Genomic DNA, 16,088 nt, shown 5'->3' on the forward strand with positions numbered 1-16,088 from the left:
CCAAGCAGCTTCACGGCCATCGCTATGCCCGCTTCCGAAGTCTCACCCGCGTCGCCTGCCAATGCCTGCTTGCCGCCGCCGCCCAAAACATCAAGAAGATCACCATGGCGCTCACCAAAGCACCCAAACCAGCCATGACATGAAGGCCAAGGCTACAAACTTCGCCCTGCCTCACAACCAAACTTGAAACAACCAACCCTCCAAAAACAAAACCCGCCGAAAATATCGACGGGTTTGTCAGCGGTCTGAGGCGGCCTTCGGGCCGCCTTTTTTGTTGCCGGGAAAAAGGCGAAGGAAAATTCTCCGCAGACCACAAGCTTTGGAGCGGCTTTTCTGTTTTTATCATCGCCATCATGGCAATAGCCTTGCCATTCGCTTTCTAAATATGACAATTTTCCATTGCGCTATCCGGGGAGATTTCCATGGCATTCCGTCGTTCGTTCCTTCTGGGCCTCACCGCCCTTATGCTTGCACCCATTGCCTCCTTCGCCGCCGACCTGCCGAATCTGAACGGCAAGACCGTGGTCGTCGTCACCGAAAATGCCTATCCGCCCCTGCAATTCGTCGACCCCAAGTCCGGCAAGGCGATCGGCTGGGAATATGACGCGATGAACGAGATCGCCAAGCGGCTGAACTTCAAGGTCGAGTACCAGAACACGAGCTGGGACGCGATGATCCAGGCTGTCTCCGAAAACCAGTACAACATCGGCATGACCGGCATCACCATCAAGGAAGACCGCAAGCAGAAGGTCGATTTCTCCGATCCCTACATGCGCTCGCAGCAGTTCATGCTGGTGCGCAGCGACGAGAAACGCTTTACCGACGCTAAGAGCTTCGCCGCCTTCAAAGAAGGCCTGGTCGGCGCGCAGCCGGGCACGACGCCTTTCTACACCGCCGTCTATGAAGTCCTCGACGGCAATGAGCAGAACCCGCGCATCAAGCTGTTCGAGACTTTCGGGGCGACCGTGCAGGCCTTGAAGACCGGCGATGTCGACGTGGTTCTGACCGATGGCACCGCCGGCAAGGGCTATGTCGATGCTTCGAACGGCGCACTGAAGCTGACCGGCGATCCGCTCGGCACCGAGGATTTCGGCTTCATCTTTCCGAAGGGCTCCGATCTCGTCGCTCCGGTCAATGCCGCCATCGCCAGCCTGAAGGCCGACGGCACCTTCGAGGCGCTGAATAAGAAGTGGTTCCTCGACTATAAGATGGGCCAGTAAATAGCATGCAGTCTAAAGCTGGAAGCCCGCTCTGATGGCGCAGCGAGCAGGCCCGGGCGGGCACCTTAGCAAGGACGACTTCCCCTGGTGGCTAGTCGTCCTTGTTCTTATCGGCATCGTCATTGCAATCGCCATCGTCACTAGCGATCTCTACGCTCAGGTTTTCACGACCATCGTCCGGGGCATCGGCACGACGGTCTTCGTTACGATCGTCGCCTTTGCGCTGGCGATGGCGCTCGGCCTCGGCGTGGCGCTGCTCGGTCTCGCAGACAGCCTGATCCTGCGCCAGACCTCCCGCTTCTATGTCGAAGTCATCCGCGGCATCCCGATCCTGGTGCTGCTCTCCTATATCGCTTTCGTCGGCGCGCCGGCCTTCGTCGCGATCTACAATACGGTCACATCGCCGCTTGCCGCAGCAGGCTGGACCGAGCCGCTTCTGGTGCGCGACGTGCCGTTGATGTGGCGGGCGATCGTCGCCTTGATGATCGCCTATGCCGCCTTCATCGCCGAGGTCTTCCGCGCCGGCATTCAGGCCGTCGATAACGGCCAGATCGAGGCGGCGAAGGCGCTCGGCCTGTCGCGCTATCGCCGTTTCCGCCATGTGATCGCGCCGCAGGCCTTTCGCGTGATTTTCCCGCCGCTCTCCAACGATTTCATTGCGATGGTGAAGGACAGCTCGCTGGTCTCCGTCCTCGGCGTCGCCGACATCACCCAGCTTGCCAAGATCTATTCCTCCGGTTCCTTCCGCTATTTTGAAAGCTACTCGATCCTCGCCTATATCTACCTTATCCTGACGATCGGCCTGTCGCTATTGCTGCGCAGGTTCGAGAAACGGATGCGCGAGCGGCACAGGCGCTGACCTCGGGGACGCCTTCACGGTTTTGTGCCGCAGAATGTTGGCCAATGGCCACCATTGCCGAAGGTTTTGAAAATTGGTATGAGCATCGGCATGACTAAGATCATGAGCAAAGACGGACAAGTCGTCACGGCTTTCGTGCTGCAGGACCATAAGCGCCTGCCGGCCCGATTCTTTGCGATGATTTCGGGCGCGCTCAACAGCCGACTTCGCTGATCACTCCCGAGGCCGGCGGTCCTGATCCGCCACTCCCCATTTTCGACAATGCCAATATGGATCTGTAGCCATGAGCGCTCCACGCACCCTTTACGACAAAATCTGGGATGACCATCTCGTCGACGCCCAGGACGACGGCACCTGTCTTCTCTACATCGACCGTCACCTCGTTCACGAAGTGACGTCGCCGCAGGCTTTCGAAGGCCTGCGCATGACCGGCCGCAAGGTTCGCGCGCCGGAAAAGACGCTGGCCGTCGTCGACCATAACGTCCCGACCTCTCCGGATCGCCATCTCGGCATCAAGAACGAGGAAAGCCGCATCCAGGTCGAGGCGCTCGCCAACAACGCCGCCGAATTCGGCGTTGAATACTACTCGGAAAACGACAAGCGCCAGGGCATCGTCCATATCATCGGCCCCGAGCAGGGCTTCACCCTGCCCGGCATGACCATCGTTTGCGGCGATAGCCACACCTCGACACACGGCGCCTTCGGGTCCCTGGCGCACGGCATCGGCACGTCCGAAGTGGAACATGTTTTGGCCACCCAGACCCTGATCCAGAAGAAGGCGAAGAACATGCTGGTGCAGGTCGACGGCCAGCTTCCGCCCGGCGTCACCGCCAAGGACATCATCCTCGCCATCATCGGCGAGATCGGCACCGCCGGCGGCACCGGCTACGTCATCGAATATGCCGGCGAAGCCATCCGCTCGCTGTCGATGGAAGGCCGCATGACCATCTGCAACATGTCGATCGAAGGCGGCGCCCGCGCCGGCCTGATCGCGCCGGACGAAACGACCTTCGAATATATCAAGGGCAAGCCGCGCGCGCCGAAGGGCGAAGCGCTGGAACAGGCCATCGCCTATTGGAAGACGCTGAAGTCGGACGAAGGCGCGCATTACGACCGCATCGTCAAGCTGGATGCCGCCAACCTGCCGCCGATCGTCTCCTGGGGCTCCTCGCCGGAAGACGTCGTCTCCATCGAGGGCATCGTGCCGAATCCGGACGAGATCCAGGACGAGACCAAGCGCGCCTCCAAATGGCGTGCGCTCGACTATATGGGTCTGAAGCCAGGCACCCCGATGACCGAGATCAACATCGATCGCGTCTTCATCGGCTCCTGCACCAACGGCCGCATTGAAGACCTGCGCGCCGTCGCCAAGGTTGTCGAAGGCAAGACGGTGGCCTCGACGGTCAACGCCATGATCGTGCCGGGTTCCGGCCTCGTGAAGGAGCAGGCGGAAGCCGAAGGTCTCGACAAGATCTTCAAGGCTGCCGGTTTTGACTGGCGCGAGCCGGGCTGTTCCATGTGCCTCGCCATGAATGACGACCGCCTGAAGCCGGGCGAACGCTGCGCTTCGACCTCGAACCGCAACTTCGAAGGCCGCCAAGGCTTCAAGGGCCGCACGCATCTGGTGTCGCCGGCCATGGCCGCAGCCGCCGCGATCGCGGGGCACTTCGTCGATATCCGCGAATGGAATTGATCGGCTGCAAGGCATGAATGACAAAGGGCGGCCTGAGTGCCGCCCTTTTCTTTTGTGGAAATGAACTCGACCTCCGTCCTATCGCTTCGACAGGACGGACCGGCCGTCGCCGAGCGTGGAATTTCCCGCTGCTGGCGCTTGCTGTGCCCTCTGACTGAGCCAGACACTGCCGAGCACAACGGCGATGCCGAAGATCTGCATCGGACTTAGCTGCTGGCCGAGCACTGCCCAACCGAGGATCACGGCGGTCATGGGACTGAGAAAGCCGAGCGGCGAGACGACAGATGGTTCCAGGCGCGACAGGCCGCGAAACCAGAGCATATAGGTGAGCGCCGCTCCGATCAGCCCGAGATAGACGAAGCCGAAAATATTGGCCGCGGTCGGAAAGGGAAGCGGCGGTTCCATCATCATGGCGAAAGGCAGCAACAGCAAGCCGCCTGATGTCAACTGCCAGGCGGTGAAGGTGAGCGGCGAGACATCCGGCCGCCAGCGCCGGCTGAGCACGGTCCCGGCCGCCATGGAGACGGCGCCGCCAAGCCCGGCCGCAATGCCGAGAGGATCGAGCGCCGCCGCCGGCGTAAGGATCAGCAAGGCGACGCCGACAATGCCGGCAAGAGCCGCCACGATGGACAAGCCGCGGATCGGCGAGCCCAGCAAAAGCCGGGCGAGCACGATGACGATCAGCGGCTGGATCGCACCGACAGTTGCCGCCACGCCGCCCGGCAGCCGGTAGGCGGAAATGAACAGCATCCACCAGAAGATGGAAAAATTCAGCGCGCCAAGGACGAACGACCTTGCCCACCAGATGCCGTGCGGCAATTGCCTGACAATGGCGAGCAGAAGCAGCCCTGCGGGCAGCGCACGCAACAGGGCGACCGTCAGGGGATAGCCGGCCGGCAAAAGCTGCGTCGTCACCAGATAGGTGCTGCCCCAGATCGTGGGTGAGACGGCGGTCAGCAACAGGTCGGAATTGCGCGTCATATCATACGTCCGAATTTATCTTGACCTCAAGATAACTGAAAATACCTTGACGTCAAGATATTTCCATGGCGATGTCTCGACATGGATCGTATCGACAAAATTCTAGCCCAATGGAACCGGGAACGGCCCGATCTCGACACCACTCCCATGGGATTGATCGGCCGCCTCGGAAACGTCGCCCACCATCTCGGCCGTGAGATGGATCGGACTTTTGCGCAATTCGGCTTGAATCGGGCAACCTTCGACGTGCTGGCGACCCTGCGCCGCTCGGGAGCGCCTTATGCCCTTTCGCCCAGCGACCTGATGGCCACCATGATGGTCACCTCTGGCACCATGACCAACCGCATCGATCAACTGGAAAAAGGCGGCCTCGTCGCCCGCAGCATCAACCCGGAAGATGGCCGCAGCTTTCTGGTGTCGCTGACCGAAAAGGGATTTGCGCTGATCGACAGCGCAGTGACAGCCCATGTCGAGACGCAGGCCCGGCTGGTCTCAGGCCTATCGGAAGAGGAGAAAGCGGCGTTGAACGCATTGCTCGGAAAATATTTAGCCGACTTCGAAAGCTCTGCGCTGGAGAACTCTGTCGAAGTCTGACCCCATAGAAAGGTGGCCCGTAGATCGCGGGCCACTTTCATGCTCAATATTCTTGTCGGGTCGGCCTGAACAGGATTTCGTTGACGTCAACGTCTTCCGGCTGGCTCATCGCAAATGCGACCATGCTCGCAAAGGAGTCGGCGGGAATGGCGAGCTCGTAGACCTTCCGGACGCGCTCGGCGACGTCGGCTTCCGTGATGCTGTCGGGAAGCTCGGTCGCGACCGCACCGGGCGAGATGATGGTCGTGCGGATATTGTAGGGTTTGACCTCCTGCCGCAGCCCCTCCGAGATCACCCGCACGCCATGCTTTGTCGCGGCATAGACCGCTCCTCCCGGATTGACCTTGTGACCGGCCACCGAGGACACGTTGATGATGTGGCCGCTCTTCTGCGCCTTCATGTGGGGCAGCGCCGCGCCGATGCCGTAAAGCACGCCCTTGAGATTCACATCGATCATACGATCCCAATCCTCAACCCTACAGCGCTCCAGAGGAGAGTGCGGCATCAGTCCGGCATTGTTGATGATGACGTCGATACGGCCGTGGAGCTTCACTGCATGGTCGACAAGATGCTTGACCTGCTCGAACTGCGTCACATCGGTCTGCTGGACGGCTTGAGGATCCAGCGAAAGCTCTTCGGCAAGCGCCTTCAGCCGATCGAGGCGACGTGCTCCGAGCACCAATTTCGCTCCGTCTTTCGCCAGGCGACGGGCAGCCGCCTCGCCGAGACCGCTGCTTGCTCCGGTGATGACAACCACTTTGTTCGTAATGCCTTGCGTCATGGCTTTTCCTTTCCGGGCAGCGCGCCCCTAGCGGTTGACCCTTGCTTGCAGATGCGGAGGATAACGGTCGCCATGCACAGCGATCTGTGAAAGCGCATCCTCGATATTGCGGAGATCGTCGGCGGTAAGCGTAACGTCAGCCGCTCCGATGTTCTCTTCAAGCCTATGCGTCTTGGTGGTGCCGGGGATCGGAACGATCCAGGGCTTTTGAGCGAGCAGCCAGGCAAGCGCGATCTGAGCCGAAGTCGCCCGCTTCTGCGAAGCGATTGCGCCAAGCAGATCGACAAGGGCTTGGTTGGCTTTTCGGGCTTCCGGCGTGAAGCGCGGCACGATGTTGCGGAAGTCCTTGCTATCGAATGTGGTGTTTTCACTGATCGCGCCGGTGAGGAAGCCTTTCCCCAACGGACTGAACGGAACGAAGCCGATGCCAAGTTCTTCGAGTGTCGGCAGAACCTCTTGTTCCGGCTCACGCCACCAGAGTGAATACTCGCTTTGAAGGGCTGCGACCGGCTGGACCGCGTGGGCACGCCGGATCGTCTGTGCGCCGGCTTCCGACAAGCCGAAGTGCTTGACCTTGCCCTGCCGGATCAGCTCCTTCACGGCACCGGCCACATCCTCGATCGGCACGTTCGGATCGACGCGGTGCTGATAGAAAAGGTCGATGACGTCGGTCTTCAAACGCGTCAAGGCGGCTTCGGCAACCCTGCGGATGTGTTCCGGGCGGCTGGTCATGCCGCTCTGCCCGCCATTCGCATCGAATTCGAAGCCGAACTTCGTGGCGATCACGACCTTTTCCCGAAGGGGCGCCAGAGCTTCACCCAGAAGCTCTTCATTCTTATAGGGGCCATAGGCTTCGGCAGTGTCGAAGAAGGTGACGCCGCGTTCGAAAGCCGAACGGATCAGCTTGATCGCCTGCTGCGTGTCCGTTGCCGGGCCGTAGCCATAGCTCAAACCCATGCAGCCGAGGCCGAGGGCTGAGACTTCGAGACCGCTGTTTCCAAGTTTACGCATCTGCATGGCTTTTTCTCCCTCAGGCCTGATATTGTTCGTCGCTGACATGCTCCATCCACTCGACCACTTTGCCGTCGCGGTGTTCCTGGATGGCGATATGGGTCATGGCTGTGGTGGGGGAAGCGCCGTGCCAATGCTTCTCGCCCGGAGCAAACCAGACAACGTCGCCCGGCCGTATGTCTTCGATCGGACCGCCCTCGCGCTGCACCCGGCCCAGCCCGGCCGTCACGATCAGCGTTTGACCGACGGGGTGGGTATGCCACGCCGTGCGGGCGCCCGGCTCGAACGTGACGCTGGCACCGGCCGCGCGCGTGGAATCATGGGCTTGAAACAGCGGATCCACACGGACCGTTCCCGTAAACCAGTCAGCCGGCCCTTTGCCCGATGGTTGCGAACCGTTTCGTTTGATTTCCATGGCCTTTGTCCTTTGATCGAAGGCAGCACGATGAGTTCGGCTGCGAATAACAGACATCTAGGGCGTGCGATTAATCTCGATTAGATGGTAGAAGTGGCAAGGGCCTATGAGAAAGTTTCATGAATGCCGCGTCAGCCTTTGAATGACCTTATTGCGTTCCTGGCCGTGGCGCGGGAACAGAGCTTCACAAAAGCGGCTGCAAAACTCGGGGTTTCGCAATCGGCGCTCAGCCACACCATCCGGGGACTTGAGGCTCGCCTGGGACTGAGGCTGCTGACGCGCACCACACGCAGCGTCTCTCCGACGGAAGCAGGCGAGCGACTGCTCGTCACCATAGGCCCACGTTTTGACGAGATCGAAAACGAATTGGCGGCCCTCAGCGAATTCCGGGAAAAGCCGGCGGGCACCATTCGCATCACCGCCGGTGAGCACGCGGCCGAAACCATCCTTTGGCCGGCGCTGGAACCATTGCTGCCGCAGTATCCGGACGTCCATGTGGAAATCATCATCGACTATGGTCTGACCGATATCGTCGCCGAGCGATATGATGCCGGCGTGCGGCTGGGGGAGCAGGTGGCGAGAGACATGATTGCCGTTCGCATCGGTCCGGACATGCGCATGGCTGCCGTCGGTGCTCCCGCATATTTTGAAGGTCGGCCGAAACCCCTGACACCACAGGATCTCACCGGTCACAATTGCATCAATCTGCGCCTGCCGACCTACGGGGGCATCTATGCTTGGGAATTCGAGAAGGAAGGGCGGGAGCTGAAGGTGCGGGTCGAAGGCCAGCTCGTCTTCAACAATATCGGGCTCCGCCTGAATGCCGCATTGGCGGGTTTGGGGTTGGCATATCTTCCGGAGGATGTCGTGCAGCCTTATCTTCGCGACGGGCAGCTCGTCAGGGTTCTCGAGGATTGGTGCCCGCCATTTACCGGATATCACCTTTACTATCCGAGCAGGCGGCAGGCCTCACCGGCCTTCGCGCTGGTGGTGAATGCGCTTCGCCGCCGCCTTTGAAGAGGTCGCTACTGCAAAAACATAAAGCGGCCCGGAGTATTGGCTCCGAGCCGAATGTCAGCTGGAACGACAATCCTTCCGCAAATTCCAATGATCAGAACGCCGCCCTCAGCGGGTCCGGCCCGATGCGCCCGCCAGCCGAATCCAGCTTGGCGATGTCGGCGAGATCATCCGCGTCGAGCCTGAAGTCGAACACGTCGAGGTTTTCTTCGATACGGCTCGGCGTAACCGATTTCGGGATGACGATCAGGCCGTTGTCGATGTGCCAGCGGATGATGATCTGAGCCGGCGTGCGGCCATGCTTGGCGGCGATCTTGCCGATGACGGCGTTGCCGAGCAGCTTGCCTTGGCCGAGCGGGCTCCACGACTCCGTCTTGATGCCGAGTTCGTCGTGCGCCTCGCGCAAGGCTTTCTGCTGGAAGGTCGGATGCAGCTCGATCTGATTCAACACAGGGGTGACGCCTGTCTCGCCGATGATGCGGTCCAGATGCTCCTTGCCGAAATTGGAGACTCCGATCGAGCGGGCGCGGCCTTCTTCCTTGATGCGCTGGAAAGCCTTCCAGCTATCGAGGTAACGGCCACGATGCGGCGACGGCCAATGGATGAGATAGAGATCGACATAGTCGGTGCCGAGCCGCTTCAGGCTTTCATCGAACGCCTTCAGGGTCGAGTCGAAACCCTGGTCTTCGTTCCAGAGCTTGGTGGTCAGAAAGATGTCCTTGCGGGCGACGCCGGACTGGCGCATGCCTTCGCCCACGCCGTCTTCATTGGCGTAGATGGCAGCCGTGTCGACATGGCGATAGCCGGCCTTGAGGGCCGTGCTGACCGCCATCGGCGCGACGTTTTCCGGCGTCTGCCAAACACCGAGGCCGACTTGCGGAATGGAATTGCCGTCATTGAACGTGATTGTCGGTTGCGTAGTCACGATAAGTCTCCAAAGAATGAGAAGTGGGTGGAGTGAAGGCGTGATTTAAATTCGGAAAGAAAAGGACTCAGCCTTGGCCCGCGCGGGCGCTCCGGTCTCAAAACCTATGTCGCAAAACCTATATAGTGGGGACTGTCGGTATTTTAACCCTAGCCCAGCCCGCCGCTCAGACAACCCGGATGATCGTTCCCTCGCGCAGCAGCGGAAGGATGCGCCGCATGTCGCGAAGGTTGATTGCGACGCATCCCGCCGTAGGCTCGTAGCCGGGCTTGATCAGATGAAAGAAGATCGCCGAGCCACGATGGCGCCGGCGCGAGCGGATGTTCCAGTCGAGCACCAGGCAGATGTCATAGAGCCCGTCACGCCGCAGCATCTCCTCGTGGCTTGGCTTGAACGGCGCTTTGACGAGCCTGTTGTAGTTGGCATCGTCCGGCTGGTCGCACCAGAGCATGTTCTTGCGGATGCGCCGCATCTGCAAAGGCGTCTGAAGAAAGGGGACATGATCGCCGCGGACAAAGCCGTAAAGCAGCTTCATCGCCGCAATCGGCGTCGCGCCGTCCCCCTCCCGCTTCAGCATGCTGCGCCCCGACCGGCCGATCGCCGCCGGCACTGTCAGTGGCCCGATCTGCACCAGGGCGCGCGTCGGTTTACCCGGCGCCGGACGGACGACGATTGTGGAAACGGCCTGCCTGCCGCCCGCCCTTGCTTTCTGCATTTTGCTCACATGTTTTTGCTTTGCGCGTGATTTCGTTTGAAATCATAGCAGTTTCAACTGGACGACCAAGCCTGAGCCGCCTCACGACTTGCTAAAAATGCAATTTGGCGTAGGACTTAGGAGGCAATAGAACGAGGACCGCAACGGCATGACCGCACGCACCATTCTACTGGTGGATGACGACAACGACCTGCGTGAAACGCTGGTCGAGCAACTGTCCCTTTACGAGGAATTTACGGTTCTGCAGGAAGCGACTGCCGCCAAAGGCGTCCAGGCCGCCCGCGCCGCGCCGGTCGACCTGCTGATCATGGACGTCGGCCTGCCCGATATGGACGGCCGCGAAGCCGTGAAGCTGCTGCGCAAGAATGGCTTCAAGGCACCGATCATCATGCTGACGGGCCATGACACCGATTCCGATACCATCCTCGGCCTAGAAGCTGGCGCCAACGACTATGTCACCAAGCCATTCCGTTTTGCCGTGCTGCTCGCCCGCATCCGCGCGCAACTGCGACAGCACGAGCAGAGCGAGGACGCAACCTTTACGGTCGGCCGCTATCTCTTCAAGCCGAGCCAGAAGCTGCTGACCACGGAAGACGGCCAAAAGATCCGCCTGACGGAAAAGGAAGCGGCGATCATCCGCTATCTCTACCGCGCCGATCAGAAGGTGGTTACACGCGATATCCTTCTCGAAGAAGTCTGGGGCTACAATTCCGGCGTCACCACCCACACGCTGGAAACCCATGTCTATCGCCTGCGCCAGAAGATCGAGCGCGATCCCTCCAACGCCGAAATTCTGGTGACGGAAAACGGCGGCTACAAGATCATTCCGTAGGCGATCGCGATGGCGCTCAACGACGATATCCGCCTGCTGTCGCAATTGCCGCTCTTTCACGGCATGGGCGATGAGCCATTGCGGTTGATCGCCTTCGGCGCCGACCGCCGTCATGTCACGGCCGGTCTCACCCTGTTCCGCGAAAAATCGCCGGCCGAGTGCGCCTATGTCATCGCCCGCGGCAGCTTTGAGCTGAGCACCCTCGATGCAGCCGGGCAACCCCATGTCGAGGCCACTGTGCACGAGGGTGCCATGCTCTCCGAACTGGCGCTGGTGACGCTGGTGGAGCGCAAATACACCGCCGTGGCATTGGAGGACTCCGATGTCATCCGTATCACGCGGGCGCTGTTTCACCGGCTGATCGAAGAATATCCCGACGCCGGTCTGCTCATCCAAAACCGCGTCCGCGAAAATTTCGCCGTCCTCGCCAAGCAGGCGGCGGCGTTGCTTCACCGATTTTCTTGATTCCAGCCTTGGAAGGATCGCGGCCGACCCTCGCGGTTCGAGGCTCCGGCCTTTGGCCTGCGCACCTCACCATGAGGGCGGGGCAAGCTCCTTTCTCACCATCAGGGAGGAGTCTCAGAGATTGAAGTACGCCGTCACCGGCACATGGTCGGACGGGCGGTCCCAGCCGCGTGCTGCCTTCAGGATCTCGATGCGCTGGAGCAGCGGGCCGAGATCGGATGATGACCAGATGTGGTCGAGACGCCGGCCGCGATCGGCTGCCTCCCAATCCTTGGCGCGGTAGCTCCACCAGGTATAGAGCTTCTCGTTCTCCGGCACCTGCTGACGCATCAGATCGAGCCATGCCCCGCGCTTCATCACCTCGATCAACCCATCGGTTTCGACCGGCGTGTGGCTGACGATCTTCAGCAACTGCTTGTGGGACCAGACGTCATGTTCGAGCGGCGCAATATTGAGATCGCCGACAAGGATTGCGGACGTATTGGGCTCGGCGTTGGCATGCAGCCGCTTCATCTCGTCGATGAAATCGAGCTTATGGCCGAACTTCGGATTGATCGTCCGATCCGGCTCGTCGCCGCCGGCTGGAACGTAGAAATTATGCAGCCGGATGCGCCGGCCGCCGCGTTCGAAGATCGCCGAGATATGCCTGCTATCGCCAACTCCGCAATAATCCTGCCGATGATCCTCGGTCAGCGGAATGCGCGACGCAATCGCCACGCCGTGATAGCCCTTCTGGCCATGGACGATGATGTGCTCGTAGCCGAGCGCCCGCAAAGGCGACAGTGGGAAGAGCTCGTTGGGGACCTTCGTTTCCTGCAGGCAGAGAATATCGGGCCGGGCCTGCATTACGAATTGCTCGACGATCGGCATGCGCAGCCGCACCGAGTTGATGTTCCAAGTCGCAATCGAAAATCCCATGCCCAAACCCTTAGTTCCAATCAGGCTAGGGATTTAGACTGGCAGGGAGAGAAAAGGAAGATCATTCAACCTCTTCTCCCGCCCCATCATCGCCGGCGGGAGATCACCGGTTCGTGCCGGTGTAGTCGATCCGGAAAACGCTGTCGTCGAAGGAAATATTGGTCTTCACATTGTTGATGATGACATCGGTCGTCTTGCCCTGGGGATCGATGACCGTCCATTGGCGCAGGTCGTACGTCTTAGAATCGAAGATCATGGCGATGGTCGAATCACCGAAGACGGTACGATTGCCGAGCGTGATCTTGGTCAGGTCCGGCCGCGCATCGACATTGCGCACCATGTCGGCGGAAAGGTCGATCTTGTTGGCGAGCAGCAGGCTCAGCGGCGTCTTCGAGAGCTGATACATATTATTCGTGTGCGTCTGGTCGTTGATGACCTGCACGTTGTTGCCATCGCAGATGACACGCATGCGGGACGGCGGGTCATAGTTGAAGCGCATCTTGCCGGGGCGCTGAATGAAAAACGACCCGCTCATCTGGTCGCCACGCGGCCCAATCTGCAGGAAGCCACCCTTCATAGTCTTGATGGACGAGAAATGATCGGCGATTGCCTGGGCAATGCCGGGATTGAGTGCAGCAGCCTGCGCCTGCGCAAAGGCCGCAACGGGTGTCGCGCCTGCCGCACCCGCCACCAGCATGGCGCCGAGAAAATGACGGCGGGTCAGGTTCAGGCGGGTCGAGGGCTGCGCATCGGTCTTTTTCATCGAATTCTCCTTCATGCTTTGTCCATCGCGCGCAAAATCGGCGTCTTCATGGCGCGGCGGCCCATGCTCGATCATCGGCCGCGATCAAATCTCCGAAAGCATATTCGGGATAGGTGACATGAGGCTCGCGATCCCTCAGCGATCGAGAACATCCGCTTCGGTCGGCACGAGAATCTCGCGCTTGCCGGCGTGATTGGCCGGGCCGATCAGGCCTTCCTGCTCCATGCGCTCGATCAGCGAAGCGGCGCGGTTATAACCGATGCCAAGGCGGCGCTGGATGTAGGAGGTCGATGCCTTGCCGTCGCGCAACACGATCGCCACGGCCTGGTCATAGGGATCCTCCGAGTCGGAAAGGTTGGCCGTACCCGCCGGACCGTGACCATCGTCGTCGTCATCGTCGTCGGCAGTGATCGCATCGAGATATTGGGGAGAGCCCTGCGTTTTCAAGTAGGAGACGATATCTTCCACCTCGCCATCGGCGACGAACGGGCCATGGACGCGCTGGATGCGTCCGCCGCCGGCCATGTAGAGCATGTCGCCCATGCCGAGAAGCTGTTCGGCCCCCTGCTCGCCGAGGATCGTGCGGCTGTCGATCTTCGAGGTCACCTGGAAGGAGATGCGGGTCGGGAAGTTCGCCTTGATCGTGCCGGTGATGACGTCGACGGATGGACGCTGCGTCGCCATGATGACATGGATGCCGGCTGCGCGCGCCATCTGCGCCAGGCGCTGCACGGCGCCTTCAATATCCTTGCCGGCGACCATCATCAGGTCGGCCATCTCATCGATAATGACGACGATGTAAGGCATAGGCTTCAGATCGAACTCCTCGGTCTCGTAGATCGCCTCGCCGGTCTGGCGGTCGAAGCCGGTCTGCACGGTCCGGCTGATGGCCTCGCCCTTGGCAACGGCCTGCTCGACGCGGGTATTGAAGCCATCGATGTTACGCACACCGATCTTCGACATCTTCTTGTAGCGCTCTTCCATCTCGCGGACGGTCCATTTGAGCGCGACCACAGCCTTCTTCGGATCGGTGACCACGGGCGAGAGCAGATGCGGAATGCCGTCATAGACGGAGAGTTCGAGCATCTTCGGGTCGATCATGATCAGGCGGCATTGTTCCGGCGTCATGCGATAGAGCAGCGACAGGATCATGGTATTGATGGCGACCGACTTGCCCGAGCCGGTGGTACCGGCCACAAGCAGATGCGGCATCTTGGCGAGATCGGCAATGACGGGCTCGCCGCCGATCGTCTTGCCGAGCGCCATGGCAAGCTTGGCCTTCGAGCTCTCAAAATCGCGGCTGGCGATGAGCTCGCGCAGGTACACGGTCTCGCGGGTGGAATTCGGCAGTTCGATGCCGATGGCGTTACGGCCGGGAACGACGGCGACGCGGGCGGCGATGGCGCTCATCGAGCGGGCGATATCGTCGGCAAGGCCGATCACGCGGGAAGATTTGATGCCCGGCGCAGGCTCGAGTTCATAGAGAGTCACGACCGGACCAGGACGGACATGGATGATCTCGCCCTTGACGCCGAAGTCCTCGAGCACGCCCTCGAGCATGCGGGCATTCTGCTCCAGCGCATCGGAAGACAGCGTTGCGTCGCGTACAATCGCCTTGGGCTCAGCGAGCAGGTGTACGGCCGGAAGCTGGAAGCCATAGGGTCGGATGAAGGAGGTCTGCGCCTCGCGCTCGGCGCGGATGCCGGGCTTCGGTCGGGCGGCGGCGGGAACGACGCGGTGGCCGGCATGGCCGCCGGGAACTTTCGGCGAAGCGGCACGCAGCGCCCATTCGTCCTCGTCGTCGTCAGGCAGAATGCCGGCCGGGCGCGGCAGCTCGCGCTCATAGGACGGATCGTCGTCCTCATCCTCGTCGTCGTCGATGCTCATCGACGGCGGAGAGACAACGCGGCGTGACGCCGGACCGTCCATCGACGGCTCGACGCGTTCGCCGCGGACGACAGGCGCCTTGGCGCGCACCGGCTCGTTCAGCGTGCCGAATTCGTCATCGTTGAAGTCGTAAGGCGCATCGAAGGCGTGGTCCCGGCGCTTGCGCGGACCCATGCCGAACAGACGGCGAAGACGCGCCTGGGTATTGTACCAGGAGTGCATGAGGGCGCCGAAGGCGAGGAAGCCGCCGCGATCGTCATCCTCGTCATCATCACCGACATTGCGCGCGCGGCTCGGCGTGTTTTCGTATTCCTCTTCCTCCTCCTCGTCTTCCGGCAGGCTGCGGCCGAGAACGCCGGCAGCAAACAGCATGAGCCAGGCCGCAGGAACTGCGAGAATGGAACCGAATACCGTGGCGAAAGCGCCGCTCGGATAGGTGCCGATGAAAAGCGCGGGGAAGCGCAGAACGATATCGCCAATGACGCCGCCGATACCGTTCGGAATCGGCCAGGTCGGAGGCGCGGGAAAGCAGGCGATGGAACCTGCGGCAACGATCGCCCCGCCGACCCAGGCGCCCAGGCGAGCCGGCACACGATGGATTCTGCGATTGGAAATCAACGCGAAAGCCCAGGCAACGACCGGCAGCAGCGCGACGACGGAGGCAAGTCCGAGCGCTTGCATCAGAATGTCGGCAAAGGCAGCGCCCGGAAAGCCTAGTATATTCGTCGGCGCGTTGCTCGTGGCATAGGAATAGCTGGGGTCCATGACGTTCCATGTCGCCAGTGCCGCAACGGCAAGCGCCAGCAGGAACAGCAGCGCGAAGCCGCCGAGGCCCCTCACCTGCCGCCAAACCACTCCCGAAAGCGAGAGACGACCGGAAGGACCGCCCAACGCTGCCGAATTGCTTCTGCCCATATTATCCAGCCCGTTCGTTGTCGAAAGCACTCGCGAATCGGCCTCATGGCCACTCGCAAAATACGTCAGCTCTAGCTAATCAGAGGAGGGTTAATGC

At 60.9% G+C, this 16,088-nt stretch carries 17 protein-coding genes; 8 read left to right on the forward strand and 9 right to left on the reverse strand.

Going from position 1 to position 16,088, the window contains the following annotated elements; translation table 11 throughout:
• Positions 1-422: 422 nt before the first annotated feature.
• From QDY28_RS08615 to leuC, 4 genes are all read left to right on the forward strand, one after another.
• The gene (locus QDY28_RS08615; protein WP_331381288.1) at positions 423-1,220 is read left to right on the forward strand and encodes a transporter substrate-binding domain-containing protein; all 798 of its coding nucleotides are present in this window, start codon (positions 423-425) and stop codon (positions 1,218-1,220) included.
• A gap of 34 nt (positions 1,221-1,254) precedes the next feature.
• A complete protein-coding gene (locus QDY28_RS08620) occupies positions 1,255-2,079 on the forward strand; it encodes an amino acid ABC transporter permease (protein WP_331381289.1) in 825 nt (274 codons plus the stop codon).
• Positions 2,080-2,157: 78 nt separating this feature from the next.
• On the forward strand, positions 2,158-2,292 hold the full coding sequence (locus QDY28_RS08625) for a hypothetical protein (RefSeq protein WP_331381628.1): 135 nt from the start codon (positions 2,158-2,160) through the stop codon (positions 2,290-2,292).
• Between the two features lie 70 nt (positions 2,293-2,362).
• On the forward strand, positions 2,363-3,772 hold the full coding sequence (gene leuC, locus QDY28_RS08630; RefSeq protein WP_331381290.1) for a 3-isopropylmalate dehydratase large subunit: 1,410 nt from the start codon (positions 2,363-2,365) through the stop codon (positions 3,770-3,772).
• Between the two features lie 78 nt (positions 3,773-3,850).
• Here leuC and QDY28_RS08635 read toward each other — a convergent pair whose 3' ends face one another.
• Positions 3,851-4,753: an EamA family transporter gene (locus tag QDY28_RS08635; protein ID WP_331381291.1), complete on the reverse strand. Its 903-nt coding sequence runs from the start codon at positions 4,751-4,753 to the stop codon at positions 3,851-3,853.
• An 81-nt stretch (positions 4,754-4,834) separates the two neighbouring features.
• Between QDY28_RS08635 and QDY28_RS08640 the strand changes: the two genes are divergently transcribed.
• On the forward strand, positions 4,835-5,347 hold the full coding sequence (locus tag QDY28_RS08640) for a MarR family winged helix-turn-helix transcriptional regulator (RefSeq protein ID WP_331381292.1): 513 nt from the start codon (positions 4,835-4,837) through the stop codon (positions 5,345-5,347).
• A gap of 43 nt (positions 5,348-5,390) precedes the next feature.
• Here the strand turns inward: QDY28_RS08640 and QDY28_RS08645 are convergent, their stop codons facing one another.
• The 3 genes from QDY28_RS08645 to QDY28_RS08655 are packed head-to-tail and all read right to left on the reverse strand — an operon-like array spanning position 5,391 to position 7,554.
• Positions 5,391-6,128: an SDR family oxidoreductase gene (locus tag QDY28_RS08645; protein ID WP_331381293.1), complete on the reverse strand. Its 738-nt coding sequence runs from the start codon at positions 6,126-6,128 to the stop codon at positions 5,391-5,393.
• 27 nt (positions 6,129-6,155) lie between these two features.
• The gene (locus tag QDY28_RS08650) at positions 6,156-7,145 is read right to left on the reverse strand and encodes an aldo/keto reductase (RefSeq protein WP_331381294.1); all 990 of its coding nucleotides are present in this window, start codon (positions 7,143-7,145) and stop codon (positions 6,156-6,158) included.
• Positions 7,146-7,158: 13 nt separating this feature from the next.
• Positions 7,159-7,554, reverse strand: coding sequence for a (R)-mandelonitrile lyase (locus QDY28_RS08655; RefSeq protein WP_331381295.1), 396 nt, complete (start codon positions 7,552-7,554; stop codon positions 7,159-7,161).
• A 123-nt stretch (positions 7,555-7,677) separates the two neighbouring features.
• Between QDY28_RS08655 and QDY28_RS08660 the strand changes: the two genes are divergently transcribed.
• Positions 7,678-8,571, forward strand: a complete 894-nt coding sequence (locus QDY28_RS08660; RefSeq protein ID WP_331381296.1) for a LysR family transcriptional regulator — start codon at positions 7,678-7,680, stop codon at positions 8,569-8,571.
• A gap of 94 nt (positions 8,572-8,665) precedes the next feature.
• Here the strand turns inward: QDY28_RS08660 and QDY28_RS08665 are convergent, their stop codons facing one another.
• Entirely contained in the window at positions 8,666-9,496 is an 831-nt protein-coding gene (locus QDY28_RS08665; RefSeq protein ID WP_331381297.1) for an aldo/keto reductase, read from the reverse strand.
• 166 nt (positions 9,497-9,662) lie between these two features.
• The gene (locus tag QDY28_RS08670; protein WP_331381608.1) at positions 9,663-10,211 is read right to left on the reverse strand and encodes a L,D-transpeptidase family protein; all 549 of its coding nucleotides are present in this window, start codon (positions 10,209-10,211) and stop codon (positions 9,663-9,665) included.
• A gap of 148 nt (positions 10,212-10,359) precedes the next feature.
• On the opposite strand from QDY28_RS08670, the gene QDY28_RS08675 reads away from it, so the two are divergent.
• Complete coding sequence (locus tag QDY28_RS08675) at positions 10,360-11,043, forward strand: response regulator transcription factor (RefSeq protein ID WP_331381298.1); 684 nt, start codon at positions 10,360-10,362, stop codon at positions 11,041-11,043.
• 9 nt (positions 11,044-11,052) lie between these two features.
• On the forward strand, positions 11,053-11,508 hold the full coding sequence (locus tag QDY28_RS08680) for a cyclic nucleotide-binding domain-containing protein (RefSeq protein ID WP_331381299.1): 456 nt from the start codon (positions 11,053-11,055) through the stop codon (positions 11,506-11,508).
• A gap of 114 nt (positions 11,509-11,622) precedes the next feature.
• On the opposite strand, the gene QDY28_RS08685 is transcribed toward QDY28_RS08680, so the two are convergent.
• The 3 genes from QDY28_RS08685 to QDY28_RS08695 form a co-directional block, all read right to left on the reverse strand.
• Positions 11,623-12,426: an exodeoxyribonuclease III gene (locus QDY28_RS08685; protein WP_331381300.1), complete on the reverse strand. Its 804-nt coding sequence runs from the start codon at positions 12,424-12,426 to the stop codon at positions 11,623-11,625.
• A 103-nt stretch (positions 12,427-12,529) separates the two neighbouring features.
• Positions 12,530-13,189: an outer-membrane lipoprotein carrier protein LolA gene (locus QDY28_RS08690; protein ID WP_331381301.1), complete on the reverse strand. Its 660-nt coding sequence runs from the start codon at positions 13,187-13,189 to the stop codon at positions 12,530-12,532.
• 135 nt (positions 13,190-13,324) lie between these two features.
• On the reverse strand, positions 13,325-15,991 hold the full coding sequence (locus QDY28_RS08695) for an FtsK/SpoIIIE family DNA translocase (RefSeq protein WP_331381302.1): 2,667 nt from the start codon (positions 15,989-15,991) through the stop codon (positions 13,325-13,327).
• Between the last annotated feature and the right edge of the window lie 97 nt (positions 15,992-16,088).

The organism is Rhizobium sp. BR 362 (assembly GCF_036528765.1).
Taxonomy (GTDB): domain Bacteria; phylum Pseudomonadota; class Alphaproteobacteria; order Rhizobiales; family Rhizobiaceae; genus Rhizobium.